The organism is Hydrogenophaga defluvii (assembly GCF_042665235.1).
Taxonomy (GTDB): Bacteria; Pseudomonadota; Gammaproteobacteria; order Burkholderiales; family Burkholderiaceae_C; genus Hydrogenophaga; species Hydrogenophaga defluvii_A.
Genome location: NZ_JBHTBZ010000009.1, coordinates 84,019 through 100,582 on the forward strand (window position 1 = coordinate 84,019; position 16,564 = coordinate 100,582).

The following is a 16,564-nucleotide window of genomic DNA, read 5'->3' on the forward strand; positions in this document are numbered from 1 at the left end:
CATTGGACCACATCAATTTCGATCCCTAAGATGGGTTTGCATTTCAACCACATTGCAGAGGAGAACGACATGAAATCCCCCTTGAAAGCCTGGGTGGCCGCGGTTTGCGGCTTGTTGGTGTGTGGCGCGGTCTGGTCCCAGACCTTTCCGTCCAAGCCGGTCACGCTGATGGTGCCGTACCCCGCTGGTGGGGTGTCCGACGTCATTGCCCGCAGCCTCAACAACGCCCTGTCGAAACAACTCGGTCAGCCGGTTCTGGTGGAAAACCTGGGGGGTGCGGGCGGAGGCATCGCGGCACAAAAGGTGTTGAACAGCCCGGCCGATGGCCACATGATTTTTCAGGGCTCGCCCAACGAGTTGATCCTCTCGCCGCTGTCGAACGCGGCCATCAAATACAAGCCAGAGGACTTCCGCCTGGTGCAGATGATCACCATCAACCCGCTGGTGATGCTGGCCCGCAAAGACCTGCCCGCCAACAACGGCGATGAGCTGGTGGCCTACGCCCGCAAGAGTGCTGCTGAAGGCAAGCCGCTGACCTTTGCCAGCGTGGGGCCCGGCTCGCTGTACCACCTGCTGGGCGAACACATGGCCAAAGTGACGGGCCTGCCCATGACACATGTGGCTTACAAGGGCGGCGCGCCCGCCGTGCAAGACCTCATGGGGGGCCAGGTGGACATCTTCATGACGCCCTACGGCAAGGGCCAGGTGCAGTTGGTGGAGGACGGCAAGCTCAAGGCTCCGGCCGTGTTGTCGGCCGAGCGCCAGGCGCTGTTCAAGCAGGTGCCCACGCTCAACGAGAGCAAGGCGCTCAAGGGTTTTGTGTTCGACACCTGGGCCGGGTACTTTGTGCACAAGGACACGCCCGAGCCGGTGGTGTTGGCCCTGCACAAGGCGCTGAGCGAGGTGGCCAACGACGCGACCGTGCGCGGCGTGTTGGAGGCGCAGGCCATGACCGTGCCGCGCCCCCAGCCGCTGGCGGCGGTCGGCAAGCTGTATGCCGACAACACCGCCAAGTACCAGGCCATTGCCAAGTCCATGAACCTGCAGGCGCAATGAACGGACCACAAACCATGACGGAGAGTGCCTACCTCGGTCACGCGCTGGCCGACCGGGTGGGCGAGTTCATCCAGTTGCGCCGCGACATCCATGCCCACCCCGAACTGGCGTTCGAGGAGCACCGCACGTCGGCCCTGGTGGCGCACAAGCTGCGCGGGTGGGGGTATGCGGTCACCACCGGCCTGGGGCGCACTGGGGTGGTGGGCACGCTGCGCCGGGGGCACAGCCAGCGCGCGCTGGGCATACGCGCCGACATGGATGCCCTGCCCATCGCCGAGGCCAGCGGCCGTGCGTGGGCCAGCACCACCCCCGGCCTGATGCACGGCTGTGGCCACGACGGCCACACCGCCACCCTGCTGGCGGCGGCCCGTCTGGTGGCGGAAGACCTGGACTTTGACGGCGTGTTGCACCTCATCTTCCAGCCCGCCGAGGAGGGTGCCGGTGGTGCGGTACAGATGATGGCCGACGGCCTGTTCGAACGATTTCCCTGCGACGCCGTGTTCGCCCTGCACAACATGCCAGGCATCGACACCGGGCGGTTTGTGTTCAGACCCGGCGCGGCCATGGCGTCCAGCGACAACGTCAGCATCACCCTCACCGGGCGGGGCGGGCACGGAGCACTGCCCCACGAGGCACGCGACACGGTGGTGGCCGCTGCGTCCATCGTGATGGCCCTGCAGACCATCGTGGCCCGCAACGTGGACCCGCAGCAAGCGGCGGTGGTGACCGTGGGGGCGCTGCACGCCGGCCAGGCCAACAACGTGATCCCCGAGGAAGCCCGGCTGGAGCTGAGCGTGCGCGCGCTGGACAATGGCGTGCGCGCGCTGCTCAAGACCCGCATCCACGAACTGGTGCAACTGCAGGCAGCCAGTTACGGCGTGTCCGCCGCGATCGACTGGCGCGATGGCTACGCCGTGCTGGTCAATACGCCGAAAGAAACCGCTCTGGCCACCCAGGTGGCGCTGCGTCTCTTTGGACCAGAACAGGTCGAGCCGCATGGCCCGGCCTTCACCGCCAGTGAAGACTTCGCCTTCATGCTGCAACAGGTGCCGGGTTGTTATGTGTTTGTGGGCAATGGCGGGCCGGGCACGCCAGGTGCCTGCAATGTGCACAACCCGGGCTACGACTTCAACGACGACATCATCGCGCCCGGGGCCACGTTCTGGTGTGGCCTGGTGCAGGCGTTTCTGGGTCAGCCGGCGGCTTGATCCGGACGGGCCGCAGCGTCAGGCTGCGGCTTCGCCGCCCTGGTAACGTCGGCTCACCTCAGCCACCTCCACCGAATACGACGTGTACCACCGCTGCCGGCCGTGTTGCTGCGCCAGCAGGTGTTCGGGGTGGTTTTTCCAGGCGCGTATGGCCGCCTCGTCCGGCCAGTAGGACAAGGCCACCTCCTGCTGGCCCTCGGTCACGGCGTGGAAGCCCAGACAGCCGAACTCGCTCAAGGCCAGTTCGCGCATGCGCGCGGCCATCGCGCTGTAGTGGTCGTCCAGCTGGCGCACGGTGGCGCGAAAAATCACAACAAACATGGTTTTCTCGTCTGGGGGTGGATGGGGTTAGACACGCCACTCTAGACAAATACCCACGCAGACGGTGTTTGTCATCTGTACATCACACGAATTCCGTACAAAATAGAACGATCGTTCGTTTTATTTTGTTCCCACCTCCATGACCGCAACACCTTCCGCCCGAGTTGCCCCAGTGCGGCGCAGCACGCAAGCTGCGGCACACAAGGCCGCCCACAAGGGCCAGCAGACCAAAGCCGCCATCGTCGATGTGGCCTTGGGCATGGCCACCCATGTGGGTGTGGAGGGCTTGAGCATAGGCGCGCTGGCCGACGCCATGCACATGAGCAAGTCGGGTGTGTTTGCCCATTTCGGTTCGCGCGAGGAGCTGCAGATTTCGGTGGTGCGGGAGTACCACAACCGCTTCGAGGAAGAGGTGTTTTTGCCGGCCCTGAAAAAGCCGCGCGGCCTGCCGCGCCTGCGCGCGCTGTTCGACAACTGGATGCAGCGCACCTCGGTTGAAATCGACTCGGGCTGCATCTACATCAGCGGCGCGGTGGAATTTGACGACCGGCCCGGCCCGGTGCGCGACGCGCTGGTGGACACGGTGATGACCTGGCACGCTGCCATGAAGCGTGCCATTGCGCAGGCCAAGACCGAAGGCCATTTGAACGCCGCTGTGGACGAGGACCAGACCTTGTTCGAAATCCATGGCCTGATTTTGGCCCTGCACTACGAAGCGCGTTTCCTCAAGAGCCCCGAATCCATTGCCCGGGCCCACCGGGGCTTTGACCACATCCTGGCGCGCTGCGGCGCGCGCGACTGATTTTTTTTACTTCACCAACCCTGGGAGACACACCATGCCCGTTTACAACCCGCCTCTGCGCGACATGCAGTTCGTGATGCACGAAGTGCTCAACGTCTGCGACGATTTTCGCGCCATGCCGGTGCACGCCGATGTCGATGCCGACACCATCAACGCGGTGCTGGAAGAAGCCGGCAAGTTCGCCTCGCAGGTCGTGTTTCCGCTGAACATCGGCGGCGACACCGAGGGCTGCCAGCTCGACCAGGCCACCCACGAGGTGAAAACCCCGACCGGTTTCAAGGCCGCCTACAAGCAGTACGTGGAAGCCGGCTGGGCGGCGTTGAGCTGCGATCCGGCTTTTGGTGGCCAGGGCCTGCCGCTGGTGGTGAACCAGTGCCTGTACGAGATGCTCAACTCCGCCAACCAGGCCTGGACCATGTACCCCGGTCTGACCCACGGCGCTTACGCCTCGCTGCACACCCACGGCACCGACGAACAAAAGGCCACCTACCTGCACAAGATGAGCACCGGCGAGTGGACCGGCACCATGTGCCTGACCGAGCCCCACTGCGGCACCGACCTGGGCCTCATGCGCACCAAGGCCGAACCCCAGGCCGACGGCACCTACAAGATCACCGGCAACAAGATTTTCATCAGCGCCGGTGAACACGACATGGCCGAGAACATCGTCCACCTGGTGTTGGCCCGCCTGCCCGACGCGCCGCCCGGCATCAAAGGTGTGAGCCTGTTCATCGTGCCCAAGTACCACGTCAACAAAGACGGCTCGCTGGGCGCACGCAATGGCATCTTCTGCTCTGGGCTGGAGCACAAGATGGGCATCCACGGCAATGCCACCGCGCAGATCGTGCTGGACGGTGCCATCGGCACCATGGTGGGCCAGCCCAACAAGGGCATGCAGGGCATGTTCGTGATGATGAACGCAGCCCGTCTGGGCGTGGGCAACCAGTCGCTGGGCCTGACCGAAGTGGCCTACCAGAACGCACTGGCCTACGCCAAGGACCGCATCCAGATGCGCAGCCTGAGTGGTGCCAAGAGCAAAAACCAGCCGGCCGACCCGATCATCGTGCACCCCGATGTGCGCAAGATGTTGCTCACCGCCAAGGCCTATGCCGAAGGTGGTCGCGCGCTGGCGGTGTTCTGCTCGGTGCTGCTCGAAAAAGTGCACCACCACCCCGACGAAAAGGTGCGCAAGGACAGCGATGACATGCTGTCGCTGCTCACGCCCATCGTGAAGGCCTTCCTGACCGACAACGCCTGGACCGCCACCACCCTGTGCCAGCAGGTGTTTGGTGGCCACGGCTACATCAAGGAATGGGGCATGGAGCAGTACGTGCGCGATGCCCGCATCAACATGATTTACGAAGGCACCAACACCATCCAGAGCCTGGATTTGCTGGGCCGCAAGGTGCTGGGCAACAACGGTGCCACGCTCAAGAAGTTTGGCAAGCTGGTGACCGCGCTGGTGATGGAAGAGGGCGTCAACGAGAAGATGGCCGAGTTCATCAACCCGCTGGCGGTGCTGGGTGAGCAGATCAACAAGTTCACCATGGAGCTTGGCTTCAAAGGCCTGCAGAACCCCGACGAGGTGGGCGCTGCCGCGGTGGACTACCTGCGTGTGGCCGGCCACCTGGTGTTTGGTTACTTCTGGGCCCGCATGGCTCAGACGGCGCTGCGCGAGATCGCCAACGGCAACACCGACCCCTTCTACGCCGCCAAGCTGCAGACCGCGCGCTTCTATTTCGCCAAGCTGTTCCCCGAGACCGCTACGTTGATGCGCACTGCGCGCGCTGGCAGCAAGGTTTTGATGGACACCGAACTGGCCCTGGCCTGACCGCGACCCCTTTCCACCACACACCCTTGGAGACACCCATGAAGCACACGCTCGCAGCCACCGCACTGGTCCTCTTGTCTGGCACGGCCCTCGCGCAGGCGACGCCGGTGGGCCAATGGCACACCATCGATGACAAGACGAACGAGATCAAGAGCCTGATCGTGATTTCGGAGTCGGGTGGTGTGCTCACTGGTCGCATTGACAAGCTCTTGCGCAAGGGCGCCGACCAGGACGCCAAGTGCACCGAGTGCACCGACGACCGCAAGGACAAGCCCATGCTGGGCCTGGAGATCATCCGGGGCGCCAAGAAGGCCGACGGCAAGGACGTGTGGGAGGACGGCAAGATCCTCGACCCCGAGAACGGCAAGAACTACACCCTGCGCCTGACGCCCATCGAAGGCGGCAAAAAGCTGGAGGTGCGTGGTTCCGTGTTCGGCATTGGCCGCACCCAGACCTGGGTACGCGTGCAGTAAGCCTCAACCGAAAGTCATTTCATGTCCCGATTCAATGTCCGCAAAGTCGCCGTGCTCGGCGCCGGCGTGATGGGCGCGCAGATTGCCGCCCACCTGGTCAACGTCAAAGTGCCGGTGGTGCTGTTCGACCTGCCCGCCAAGGAAGGCCCGGCCAATGGCATCGCGCTGCGCGCCATCGACAACCTCAAGAAGCTCAAGCCCGCGCCCCTGGGCGACGCGCGTGACGCCGACCTCATCCAGCCCGCCAACTACGGCGAGCACATGGACCTGCTGCGCGAATGCGACCTCGTCATCGAGGCCATCGCCGAGCGCATGGACTGGAAGGTGGACCTGTACCAGAAGATCGCGCCCTTTCTGGCGGAGGGCGCCATCGTGGCCTCCAACACCTCGGGCCTGTCGATCACCCAGCTGAGCGAGGCCCTGCCCGAGTCCATCAAGCCGCGCTTCTGCGGCATCCACTTCTTCAACCCGCCGCGCTACATGACGCTGGTGGAGCTGATCGCCACACCGGGCACGCAGCCCATCATCCTCGATCAGCTCGAAGCCTTTGCCACCAGCACCCTGGGCAAAGGTGTGGTGCGCGCCAAGGACACGCCCAACTTCATCGCCAACCGCATCGGTATCGCCGGCATGTTGTCCACGATGAAAGAAGTCGAGCGTTTCCGCCTCACCTACGACGTGGTGGACGACCTGACCGGTAAGAAGTTGGGCCGCGCCAGCAGTGGCACCTTCCGCACCGCCGACGTGGTGGGCCTGGACACCATGGCCCACGTGGTCAAGACGCTGCAGGACAACCTGAGCCTGGACACCGATCCGTTCTACGGCAGCTTCGGCACGCCCGAGGTGCTCAAGACCCTCATCGAGATGGGCCACCTGGGCCAGAAGGCCAAGGCCGGCTTTTACAAGAAGGTGGGCCGCGACGTGCTGCGCTTCGACCTGGCGAGCAAGGACTACGTGCCCGCTGGCGAAAAGTCGGACGAGGTGTATGCGCGCATGCTCAAACGGCCCGCCGCCGAGCGCCTCAAGCTGCTGCGCAACGCCGAAGGGCCGCAGGGTCAGTTTTTGTGGGCCATCTTGCGCAACAGCTTCCACTACGCCGCCGTGCACCTGGCTTCGATTGCTGAAACCGCGCGCGACGTGGACCAGGCCATGCGCTGGGGCTTTGGCATGAAGCAGGGCCCGTTTGAGCTGTGGCAGGAAGCCGGCTGGCTTGAAGTGGCGACGATGGTGCAAGAGGACATAGCCGCCGGCAAGGCACTCTGCAATGCGCCGTTGCCCGAATGGGTGTTCAAAGGCCCCGTGGCCGAGGCCGGTGGTGTGCACACCGCGCAGGGGTCGTGGAACCCCAGCAAAGGCGTGTTCGAAGCCCGCCGCAGCCTGCCGGTGTACCAGCGCCAGCACTTCCCCGAACTGCTGCTGGGCGAGGGCGGGCCGAAGTTCGAAACCGCTGGCACCACCATCGACGAAAACGACAGCCAGCGCACCTGGACGCTGGATGGCGATGTGCTGGTCTTCAGCATCAAGACCAAGATGCACGCCATCAGCCCCGAGGTGTGTGAAGGCCTGATGGCTGCCGTCGAGCTGGCCGAGAAGGACTACCAGGGCCTGGTCATCTGGTCGGGCGACGAGCCCTTCAGCGCTGGCGCCGACCTGCAGGCCATGCTGCCGGCCTTCATGGCCGTGGGCGTGAGTGCCATCGAAGACGCCGAAGGTTTCATGCAGCAGACCATGCTGCGCCTGCGTTATGCCTCGGTGCCGGTGGTCAGCGCGGTGCGCGGCCTGGCCCTGGGCGGCGGCTGCGAACTGGCGGTGCACAGCGCCCGCCGCGTGGTGCACATGGAAAGTTACATTGGCCTGGTCGAAGTGGGCGTGGGCCTGGTGCCCGGCGCCGGTGGCCTGACCTACATCGCACGCCGCGCGGCGGAGAACGCCGAGGCTTCGACGGGCAAGGACTTGTTGCCTTTCCTCACCGAAGGCTTCACCGCCGCTGCCATGGCCAAGGTGGGCACCAGCGCGCTGGAGTCGCGCAAGCTGGGCTATGTGTTGCATTCCGACGTGATCGTGCCGCACAAGGACGAACTGCTGTTCGTGGCCATCAACGAGGCCCGTTCGCTGTTCCAAGGCGGCTACCGCGCACCACACAAGCGCCTGTTCCCGGTGGCCGGTCGCTCGGGCAAGGCCACCATCCTGGGCAGCCTGGTCAACATGCGTGACGGTGGCTTCATCAGCCAGCACGACTTCCACATCGCCTCGCTGATCGCCAACGTGGTCACCGGCGGTGACGTGGAGCCAGGCACCCTGGTCAGCGAGGACTACCTCATGACCCTTGAGCGCCAGGCCTTCTGCGCGCTGATCGTGCACCCGAAAACGCAGGAGCGCATCCTCGGGATGCTCAACACCGGCAAGCCCGTGCGCAACTGAGGACACCCCATGAAACAAGTTCAAGACGCCTACATCGTTGCCGCCACCCGCACGCCCATTGGGCGTTCGCACAAGGGCGCCTTCAAGCACCTGCGGCCTGACGACCTGCTGGCCCACGCCCTGAGAGCCGCCGTGGCCCAAGTGCCCACGCTGGACCCCAAGGCCATCGAAGACGTGATCGCTGGCTGCGCCATTCCCGAGGCCCAGCAGGGCCTGAACGTGGCGCGCATCGGCGCCATTCTGGCCGGCCTGCCCAACAGCGTGGGTGGCATCACCGTCAACCGCTTCTGCGCCTCGGGCCTGTCGGCCGTGGCCATGGCGGCCGACCGCATCCGCGTGGGCGAGGCCGATGTGATGATCGCGGCCGGCGTGGAAAGCATGAGCATGGTGCCCATGATGGGCAACGCGCCCAGCCTCTCGCCCGCCATCTTCGCCAACACCGACGACGTGGAGAACTACGGCATCGCCTACGGCATGGGCCTCACCGCCGAGAAGGTGGCGCAGCAGTGGAAGGTCTCGCGCGACGCACAGGACGCCTTTGCGCTGCAGTCGCACCAGCGTGCCGTGATCGCCATGAAAAACGGCGAGTTCAGCGACGAGATCACGCCCGTGGAAGTGACCGAGCGCAGCGTGGACCTGACCAGTGCCGAGGTGTCTACCCGCACCCGCACGATCAGCCTGGACGAAGGTGCGCGTCCCGACACCACGCTCGAAGGCCTGGCCAAGCTGCGCACGGTGTTCGCCGCGCGCGGCTCGGTGACGGCGGGCAACAGCTCGCAAACCAGCGATGGCGCGGGCGCGCTGATCCTGGTGAGCGAGGCCGCGCTCAAGCGTTACAACCTCACGCCGCTGGCGCGTTTTGTGAGCTACGCCTCGCGTGGTGTGCCGCCGCACATCATGGGCATCGGGCCCATCGAGGCGATCCCTGCCGCATTGAAGTACGCCGGCCTGAGCCAGAACGACATCGACTGGTACGAGCTGAACGAAGCTTTTGCTGCGCAGTCGCTGGCGGTGCTGAACACCCTGGGCCTGGACCCGGCCAAGGTCAACCCCATGGGCGGCGCCATCGCGCTGGGCCACCCGCTGGGCGCCACCGGCGCCATCCGCTCGGCCACCGTGGTGCACGCGCTGCGCCGCCACAACAAGAAGTACGGCATGGTCACCATGTGTGTGGGCATGGGGCAGGGCGCCGCTGGCATTTTCGAGCGGATGTGAGGTCATGACCGACACGTTGCAGCACGAGGGCGTGGCGCTCGCGCTGCGCGTGTTTGAATCCACTGGCCCCGCGCGGGCCAGCGTGGTGATTGGCGGCGCCATGGGGGTGCGGCAGGACTTCTACACCGACTTTGCGCAATGGTTGGCGGGCCAGGGCTTGCGCGTCACCACCTTTGACTACCGGGGCTCAGGCGCGTCTGCGCCGGTCTCATTGAAAGGCTACCAGGCCGATTTGTTCGACTGGGCACGCGACTACGAGGCCGTGGTGGCCCACGCCAAGGCCGCCTTGCCCGAGGCACCGCTGTACCTGTTGGGCCACAGCCTGGGGGCACAGTTGCCGGGCCTGTTCCAGCGGCCCGAGCGGGTGGCCGGCCTGCTCAGCGTGGCGGCCGGCAGCGGCTACTGGCGTGAGAACGCGCCACAACTCAAACGCACCGTTTTGTATTTTTGGCATGTGGCGGTGCCGCTGGCCACCCGGCTGTGGGGCTACTTTCCGGGCCGGCGCCTGCGCAAGGTGGGCGACCTGCCCGCAGGCGTGGTGCTGCAGTGGCGCAAGTGGTGCCTGCACCCGCGCTACAGCGTGGGGGCCGAGGGACAGGCGGTGGGCGCCAGCTACGGTCGGGTGCGTTTTCCGGTGCTGGCCTGGTCGATGACGGACGACGAGCTGATGACACTGCGCGGCACACACAGCCTGGTCGGCTTGTACGCCAACGCGCCACAGCACATCGAGGCCATATCGCCGCAGCAGGTGGCGGCACGGCGCATCGGACACTTTGGTTTCTTTCGCGACCATTTCCAGGCCACCCTGTGGCCCCGCGCCGCGCAGACCTTCATGACCTGGCCGGTCATGGCCGAAGGTGATGTCACGCCGCAGACTGCGTGAAGCGCCGGGTGACGACACACTGTGCGGCATGAGCACACACCTTTTTGACGACGCCATTGCGCTGCAAAGCGACAGCCCCGGCCACTTTGTGGGCCACACCCACAAGGCCTACTGGAACATGGTCGGACCGTTTGGTGGCATCACCGCTGCCACCATCGTCCAGGCGATCATGGACCACCCCCAACGCCTGGGCGAACCGCTGTCGCTGACGGTGAACTACGCCGGTGCCCTCACCGAAGGCCCGTTTGAGCTGCAGGTGACGCCAGTGCGCACCAACCGCTCCACCCAACACTGGACGGTGACGCTGCTGCAGAACGATCCGGCGGGTTTGCCCGTGGTGGCCACGACGGCCACGGCGGTGACGGCCGCGCGGCGCGAGACCTGGAGCCAAAGCGACACGCCCCTGCCCACCGTGCCCGCCCCCGAGGTGCTGGAGCGGCGCATGATGTTCGAAGGTGTGGCATGGCTGGCGCGCTACGACATGCGGCCCATCACGGGCCCCGTGCCCCACACCTGGGATGGTGGTGGCGACACCAGCCTGACGCGCTTGTGGATGCGCGATGAGCCGCCACGCCCGCTGGACTTTGCCGCGCTGGCGTCGATGTGCGATGTGTTTTTTCCGCGTGTGTGGTTGCGCCGTGCCACCCAGGTGCCGGCCGGCACGGTGTCCATCACCGTGTACTTCCACGCCGGCAGCGCGGCCCTGGCCGCCACCGGCAGTGGCTACCTGCTGGGCCAGGCGCAGGCGCAGGAGTTTCGCAACGGCTTTTTTGACCAGACCGCCCAGGTCTGGAACCAGGCGGGCGTGATGCTGGCCACCTCGCACCAGGTGGTGTACTTCAAAGAGTGATGGCCCCCCACGCTCCGCCGCTGCGCGGGGCGCTGCCCCCCGAGGGGGTGCGTTGTCAGCTTGGGGCGGCCCGGCGCTGAAAACCCGGTCAAGGTCGGCCCAGGAAAAAGTACACGCCGGTGAAGCCCTTGGGCGCGTGCACCAGCGCCAGGTAGACCGGCCCCACACCGGTGTCGGCACCCAGGAACACACTGCTGCCCAGGCGCAGGTCGCGCAGGCGGGGCGTGTCGTTGCGCGTCCAGGCGTTGCCCAGCTCCAGCGTGGCGCCCGCGAACAGCGCCCGCGCGATGCCGGGGTTGAGGTCCAAGCGGCGGTAGTGGGTCAGGCGCAGCAGCGCCAGGTCGTTGCCGATGATCTGGCCCACGCGGTAGCCCGAGAGCTGGTGGAAACCACCCAACGAGTACTCGTCGATGGCGCCCAGCGGCAGCGAGCTCGAACGCGCCAGACGCAGGTGCAGGTTGAGGGTGTCGCGCCCGGCGCTCAGGGCGTAGGTGCCGCTGAGTTCCTGGCGGTGAAAACCCTGCCGCAGCCCCAGCAGGTCGCGCCGGCCGGTGATGGCTTCGGCGCGCAAGCGGTAGCCCGACAGCGGGAAGTTGGCGTGGTCGAGCTGGTCGGACACCAGCGCCAGCCGCAGGCCTTGTTCGTTCCAGCCCACCCGCTCCAGGTCGCGCCCGGTGTAGCCGGCGATGATGTCCGGGATGGTGACCCGGCGGGCGCCGAACCAGCCGAGGCGGGCATCGCCGAAAGCGCCGTCCCGGCCCAGGGTGGTGCCCAGGTCCAGCCCGATGCGGGTTTCGCGGCGGCGGTAGACGGCCGTGGCCTGGTTGTCCTCGCCATAGGTGTCAAAGCGCCTCATCCAGTGGTCGAGGTAGGTGGAGACGAAGTAGCCGGCGCTGCGGTCCAGAGGCTGGAAGAACTCGGAATACAGCCCACTTTTTTCGCCCAGCTGGATGCGGTTGCGCCATTCGGCACCTTGGTCATTGACCCAGTGGCGGTTGTGGCTCAGGCGCAGGTTGAATTCACCCGAGCCCCGGAAGTCGGTCCGCAGGTCCAGGCCCAGGCGGAAGTGGTTTTGCCCCCAGTCTTTTTCAGCCAGTTGGTAAATCAGGCCCTCGCCGCCGGCCTCGGTGGCCAGGCGGTAGTCAGCGCGCATGTAGTCGCCGCTGGCCGCCAGGCGCTGCAGGTCTTGTTCGGCGCGTGCAGAGTCCATGGTTTGGCCGGGCTGGACTTCGATCTGGGTCCGCAGGCGCGCCAGCCGTTCAGGGGGAACGCCCTCGATGGCGACAAATGCCAGTTGCGCCGGCAGTGCCTCGGCGCGCGCAGCTTGCTGGCGGCGTACACGCCACGCTTGGTACTGCGCCGGTTCAACGGCAAAACGTGCCAGCGCTGGGGCGGCTTGGCGCGCGGCGTCCAGGCCCAGCGCCACCAGGTCGCTGGCCTTGTCGAAATCGCCCGAGGTCAGGCGCCCCAGCGCAGGGGTCACCAGCAGATCGTGTGGCGTGAGGCTGGCCAGACTGCGCTGCACGTTCTGCTCGGTCAGGATGTTGATCATCTGCGCGGTCAGGCCGATCACGCTGCCCAGGGTGTCCCGCCCCGCCAAGGGGGTGCCAATGTTGACGGCGATCACCACATCGGCGCCCAGGGCGCGCGCCACGTCGACCGGCAGGTTGTTGACCAGGCCACCGTCGCCCAGCAGGCGGCCGTCCAGTTCCAGCGGCGCAAACACGCCGGGCACCGACATGCTGGCACGCATGGCCGCGGCCAGGTCACCCTGGCCCAGCACCACAGCCTGCCCACTTTCCATGTCGGTGGCCACGGCGCGAAACGGCGTGGGCAGGGCATCGAAATGGGGCAGGGCACGTGTGCCCAGGGTGTAGCGGCGAAGGAGCATTTCCAGCGAGCGGCTGGACACCGCGCCGGTGGGCAGGCGGAATTCACCGTCCTTGAAACCCAGTTGCAACACGGGCGAAAACTCGAAGTCCTCTTCCTTGCGGCGCTGCGACAGCAACTGGCGCGGCTCGCGGGTGTTGAAGAGCGCGTTCCACTCCACCGCCAGCAGCTCGCGCTCCAGCTCGTCCGCGCTCAGGCCGGTGGCGTACAGGCCGCCGATGATGGCGCCCATGGAGGTGCCCACCACCAGGTCCACCGGCACCCGAGCGGCTTCCAGTGCCTTGAGCACGCCCACGTGGGCAAAACCCCGTGCACCACCGCCCGAGAGCACCAGCGCCACGCGTGGGGGGCGGTCGGCGGTGGTCGTGGCTGAACTGGGCTGCGCCCATGCCGGCGCCAGTGCGAACCAGGCGCTCAGCCAGGCCAGCGGCCACAGCAGAAAGAAGGGCAGGCGGTGAACAGTGGGCATGGCCAGAGTTTAGGTTGGGGCGGGTGGGGCGCGTGTTGGCACCGCCGCTACCCAACCGACCCTGCCCGGGTGAAAGCGTCGGTCAACGGGCCAAAAGCCGCAGATGGCCCGCTGTCACGGGTCTTTTTTTGCCCATGTGGCGGGGGGCGGGGCGCGATAATCGGGCACGTCCTGCCTTGTTGTTGTCCCTCCCAGCCCGCACCCATGATCGATACCGACCCTGTTGACGCACCGTCGCTGTCCGATCGGACCACGTTGGAGCGCATCCGCATTTTTTTTGGCCATGCCGCAGGGAACATGTTCAGCATCGTCGTGGCCGGGGTGCTGATCGCGGTGGTGTTGCGTTTGGCCGGGGTGGCTGACGCCCTGTTGATGTGGTGGTTTGGTGGCCTGGTCCTGGCCTCGGTGGCGGTGATTTTTTATGAAGCCTGGGTGCAGGGCCAGACCCTGCAGACGGTGGCCACCGCGCGTCGCCTGTTGCGCTGGCGCATGGTGCTGGGGGCCGTGGTGGCGCTGCAGTGTGGGACGGCGGTGTTCATGCTGCCGTCAGGGGCACAGCACACCGAGGCGGCCTTCCTGTTTCTGATCGTCTCGACGGTGGTGACCATAGGAGCGCTGAGCTACGCTGTGGTGCCGGCCTACTACACCATGCTGGGCCTGATCGGCATGCTGCCCATGGTGCTGTACAACGCCCACGCCTTTGTGCGCAGCGGGGACAATTTCCACCTGATGTTGATGGTCATGGCCGTGGCCTGGCTGGTGGTGGTGCTGATCAAGGCGCGCCGTGTGTCGCTCACCGCCATCGAGGCGATTGCGCTCAACGAGCGGCTCAAGGACGCGGTGGAGGAGCAGCGCCGCACCAAGGAGTACATGAGCCACATGGCCATGCACGACGAACTCACCGGCTTGGCCAACCGGCGTTATTTTGAACAGGTGTTTGTCCGCACCCGCAGCCTGGCCGAGCGCGAGGGCAGCCGTTTTGGCGTCATGTCCATCGATCTCAACGATTTCAAACCCGTCAACGACCGCCACGGCCACGCCGTGGGCGACGTGCTCTTGCAGACCGTGGCCAGCCGCCTGCAAAAAGCCATCCGCGCGAGCGACTTTTGTGCCCGGGTGGGTGGCGACGAGTTCGCGCTCATCATCGACAAGGTGAATGCCGACACCGATCTGGACGGCATGGCCACCAAGTTGCGGGGTGTGCTGGGCAAGCCCTTCCTGCCGTTGGGCATTTCAGTGGCCACCGGGGCCAGCGTGGGCTGGGCGCTGTTCCCGTCCGATGGGAACGAGATGGCCCCCCTGCTGGCGGTGGCCGACAAGCGCATGTACGCCGAAAAGCTGGCCCTGAGGCGCGCGGCCCGCGCGCGGGCGCGGGTCTGACAGGCGATGCTGGGGGCAAATCTGGGGTTGTTGCCAAACTTAATAGGAACGATTATCATTCGCTAACTTCTTCGGAGCCGCGTGATGATCGTCTGTGTGTGCCATCGGGTCAGTGACCGAACCATTGAGCGTTGTGCCCGCGCGGGCCAAGCGTTTGAAGACATCCAGATCGACCTGGGTGTGGCCACCCAATGTGGCAAATGCGAATGCAGCGCCCGCAACATCTGGTCGGAATGCCGGTCGGTGGCCCCGGTGGCCCATTTGCGCAACGAGTCGGCACCGCAACTGGCCGTCAACCTGGGCTGACGGCCCTTTGCTTTGTCACCCCGCGCGGGCCAGCCGATGGCACGCCTGGCCGGTGCGCGCGCAGGCGTGATCCTCGTCGAGCCAGTGGTGGGCGTGGCCCTCGCAGGCGGTGCGGCACAGAACCTCGTCGGCTGCCGATGGCGCCGGTGACTGGGTGGTGGGTGCTGAGTTCACGCGTCTGAGCGGCCGTTTTGCCACGGCCAAACCACCCGCACCCATGCCCCAGCACAAGGCGGTGCGGGTGATCAACAAGTCCGCCCGCAAGCGCAGCACCTCAGATTCCAAGGCCCGCAGCGCCTTGGCGTGGGCCAGGTGTTGTGAGCTCACGTCGTTTTGCAGGCGCCCCCACATGCGCAGCAGGACGTGGTATTCGGCGCTGGTCCCGTGTTCCATGCCATGTCCTGTCATTGCAGCCGGGTGCTGCTGGTCGCCCATGACGGGGTGGGATCGGTGATCGACTGGGCGAACACCGCCCAATGGGCGCGCATGCGTTCGACCACGGTTTTGAAGTTGCTGGACAGGGCGGGGTGCCTGGCCAGGCAACACAGGTTGGCGCCAATTTTCTGGGCCATCAGGCCCCGTTGGTGGCTGCACGCGCTTTGGGCGTAGCCGGTCATCAAGGCCAGGGTGCCGGCGAGCAGGGCTTCGACGCTGGGCATCTCGTATTCACCGTCGGCGTGGGTGTGCATGGGCAACTCCTCTGGATGAGGCCGGGCGGCGGCTGGCCTGGCCATGGCCTGCAGTATATGCGAACGATTCTCATTTGCAAGGTTTTGACCGCACGTCCTTTGGGCAACGGCCTACACTGCCGGCTTTCCCAACCCAGATCATCAGGAGCCCGTCATGAAAGGCGATCCCCAAGTCATTGCGCACCTGCAAGCGCAGCTCAAAAACGAACTCACCGCCATCAACCAGTACTTTGTGCACTACCGCATGCTCAAACACTGGGGCTTCGACAAGCTGGCCAAGAAGGAATACGAAGAATCCATTGGCGAGATGAAACACGCCGACAAGCTGATGGACCGCATCTTCATGCTCGACGGCCTGCCCAACCTGCAGGACCTGGGCAAGTTGAACATCGGTGAGGACGTGCCGGAGATCCTGGCCGCCGACCTGGCGCTGGAGCAGGGCGCCCAGGCCACCATCAAGGCCGGCATCGCACATTGCGAATCGGTGCGCGATTATGTTTCTCGCGATCTGCTACAGGAAATCCTCGATGACACCGAGGAGCACGTGGATTTCCTCGAAACCCAGATCGACCTGCTGGGCAAGGTGGGCACGCAGAACTACCTGCAAAGCATCATGGGCGACATCGAATAAGCTCCGGGGGGCCTGGGTGCCCGGTTGGCCGCAAGGCTGAAAATACTGTATAAACAAAAGGGGTATCCACTTAGCTCCAGTCAGTGCAAAATAACTGGATGGATATCCATACTTTAGCGCCAGCACCCGGAAAAGACTA

16 protein-coding genes are annotated in these 16,564 nt (G+C 65.5%); 12 read left to right on the forward strand and 4 right to left on the reverse strand.

Annotated elements, in window-relative coordinates; genetic code table 11:
• Positions 1–69 precede the first annotated feature (69 nt).
• Positions 70–1,056 carry a tripartite tricarboxylate transporter substrate binding protein gene (locus ACFQU0_RS03700; protein ID WP_382198769.1) on the forward strand — a complete coding sequence of 329 codons (987 nt, stop codon included), beginning with the start codon at positions 70–72 and terminating at the stop codon, positions 1,054–1,056.
• A gap of 14 nt (positions 1,057–1,070) precedes the next feature.
• A complete protein-coding gene (locus ACFQU0_RS03705) occupies positions 1,071–2,264 on the forward strand; it encodes a M20 aminoacylase family protein (RefSeq protein WP_382198770.1) in 1,194 nt (397 codons plus the stop codon).
• 18 nt (positions 2,265–2,282) lie between these two features.
• Here ACFQU0_RS03705 and ACFQU0_RS03710 read toward each other — a convergent pair whose 3' ends face one another.
• Positions 2,283–2,585 (reverse strand): antibiotic biosynthesis monooxygenase family protein, encoded by a 303-nt coding sequence (locus ACFQU0_RS03710; protein WP_382198771.1) that lies wholly within the window; start codon positions 2,583–2,585, stop codon positions 2,283–2,285.
• Positions 2,586–2,724: 139 nt separating this feature from the next.
• On the opposite strand from ACFQU0_RS03710, the gene ACFQU0_RS03715 reads away from it, so the two are divergent.
• The 7 genes from ACFQU0_RS03715 to ACFQU0_RS03745 are packed head-to-tail and all read left to right on the forward strand — an operon-like array spanning position 2,725 to position 11,060.
• Positions 2,725–3,387: a TetR/AcrR family transcriptional regulator gene (locus tag ACFQU0_RS03715; RefSeq protein WP_382198772.1), complete on the forward strand. Its 663-nt coding sequence runs from the start codon at positions 2,725–2,727 to the stop codon at positions 3,385–3,387.
• Between the two features lie 34 nt (positions 3,388–3,421).
• A complete protein-coding gene (locus ACFQU0_RS03720; protein WP_382198773.1) occupies positions 3,422–5,218 on the forward strand; it encodes an acyl-CoA dehydrogenase C-terminal domain-containing protein in 1,797 nt (598 codons plus the stop codon).
• A 38-nt stretch (positions 5,219–5,256) separates the two neighbouring features.
• On the forward strand, positions 5,257–5,691 hold the full coding sequence (locus ACFQU0_RS03725; RefSeq protein WP_382198774.1) for a DUF2147 domain-containing protein: 435 nt from the start codon (positions 5,257–5,259) through the stop codon (positions 5,689–5,691).
• Positions 5,692–5,712: 21 nt separating this feature from the next.
• Positions 5,713–8,112, forward strand: a complete 2,400-nt coding sequence (locus ACFQU0_RS03730; RefSeq protein ID WP_382198775.1) for a 3-hydroxyacyl-CoA dehydrogenase/enoyl-CoA hydratase family protein — start codon at positions 5,713–5,715, stop codon at positions 8,110–8,112.
• A gap of 9 nt (positions 8,113–8,121) precedes the next feature.
• Positions 8,122–9,327, forward strand: coding sequence for an acetyl-CoA C-acyltransferase (locus ACFQU0_RS03735; RefSeq protein WP_382198776.1), 1,206 nt, complete (start codon positions 8,122–8,124; stop codon positions 9,325–9,327).
• Between the two features lie 4 nt (positions 9,328–9,331).
• On the forward strand, positions 9,332–10,210 hold the full coding sequence (locus tag ACFQU0_RS03740; protein ID WP_382198777.1) for an alpha/beta hydrolase family protein: 879 nt from the start codon (positions 9,332–9,334) through the stop codon (positions 10,208–10,210).
• Between the two features lie 28 nt (positions 10,211–10,238).
• Positions 10,239–11,060 carry an acyl-CoA thioesterase gene (locus tag ACFQU0_RS03745; RefSeq protein ID WP_382198778.1) on the forward strand — a complete coding sequence of 274 codons (822 nt, stop codon included), beginning with the start codon at positions 10,239–10,241 and terminating at the stop codon, positions 11,058–11,060.
• 88 nt (positions 11,061–11,148) lie between these two features.
• Here the strand turns inward: ACFQU0_RS03745 and ACFQU0_RS03750 are convergent, their stop codons facing one another.
• The gene (locus ACFQU0_RS03750) at positions 11,149–13,419 is read right to left on the reverse strand and encodes a patatin-like phospholipase family protein (protein ID WP_382198779.1); all 2,271 of its coding nucleotides are present in this window, start codon (positions 13,417–13,419) and stop codon (positions 11,149–11,151) included.
• A gap of 204 nt (positions 13,420–13,623) precedes the next feature.
• Between ACFQU0_RS03750 and ACFQU0_RS03755 the strand changes: the two genes are divergently transcribed.
• Together ACFQU0_RS03755 and ACFQU0_RS03760 are read left to right on the forward strand one after the other, a co-directional pair.
• Positions 13,624–14,799: a diguanylate cyclase domain-containing protein gene (locus tag ACFQU0_RS03755; RefSeq protein ID WP_382198780.1), complete on the forward strand. Its 1,176-nt coding sequence runs from the start codon at positions 13,624–13,626 to the stop codon at positions 14,797–14,799.
• 84 nt (positions 14,800–14,883) lie between these two features.
• Complete coding sequence (locus tag ACFQU0_RS03760) at positions 14,884–15,105, forward strand: (2Fe-2S)-binding protein (RefSeq protein ID WP_382198781.1); 222 nt, start codon at positions 14,884–14,886, stop codon at positions 15,103–15,105.
• A 15-nt stretch (positions 15,106–15,120) separates the two neighbouring features.
• Here ACFQU0_RS03760 and ACFQU0_RS03765 read toward each other — a convergent pair whose 3' ends face one another.
• A complete protein-coding gene (locus tag ACFQU0_RS03765) occupies positions 15,121–15,498 on the reverse strand; it encodes a hypothetical protein (RefSeq protein WP_382198782.1) in 378 nt (125 codons plus the stop codon).
• 11 nt (positions 15,499–15,509) lie between these two features.
• Positions 15,510–15,794, reverse strand: a complete 285-nt coding sequence (locus ACFQU0_RS03770; RefSeq protein ID WP_382198783.1) for a hypothetical protein — start codon at positions 15,792–15,794, stop codon at positions 15,510–15,512.
• A 154-nt stretch (positions 15,795–15,948) separates the two neighbouring features.
• Between ACFQU0_RS03770 and bfr the strand changes: the two genes are divergently transcribed.
• Positions 15,949–16,425 (forward strand): bacterioferritin, encoded by a 477-nt coding sequence (gene bfr, locus ACFQU0_RS03775; protein ID WP_382198784.1) that lies wholly within the window; start codon positions 15,949–15,951, stop codon positions 16,423–16,425.
• Positions 16,426–16,564: the final 139 nt, after the last annotated feature.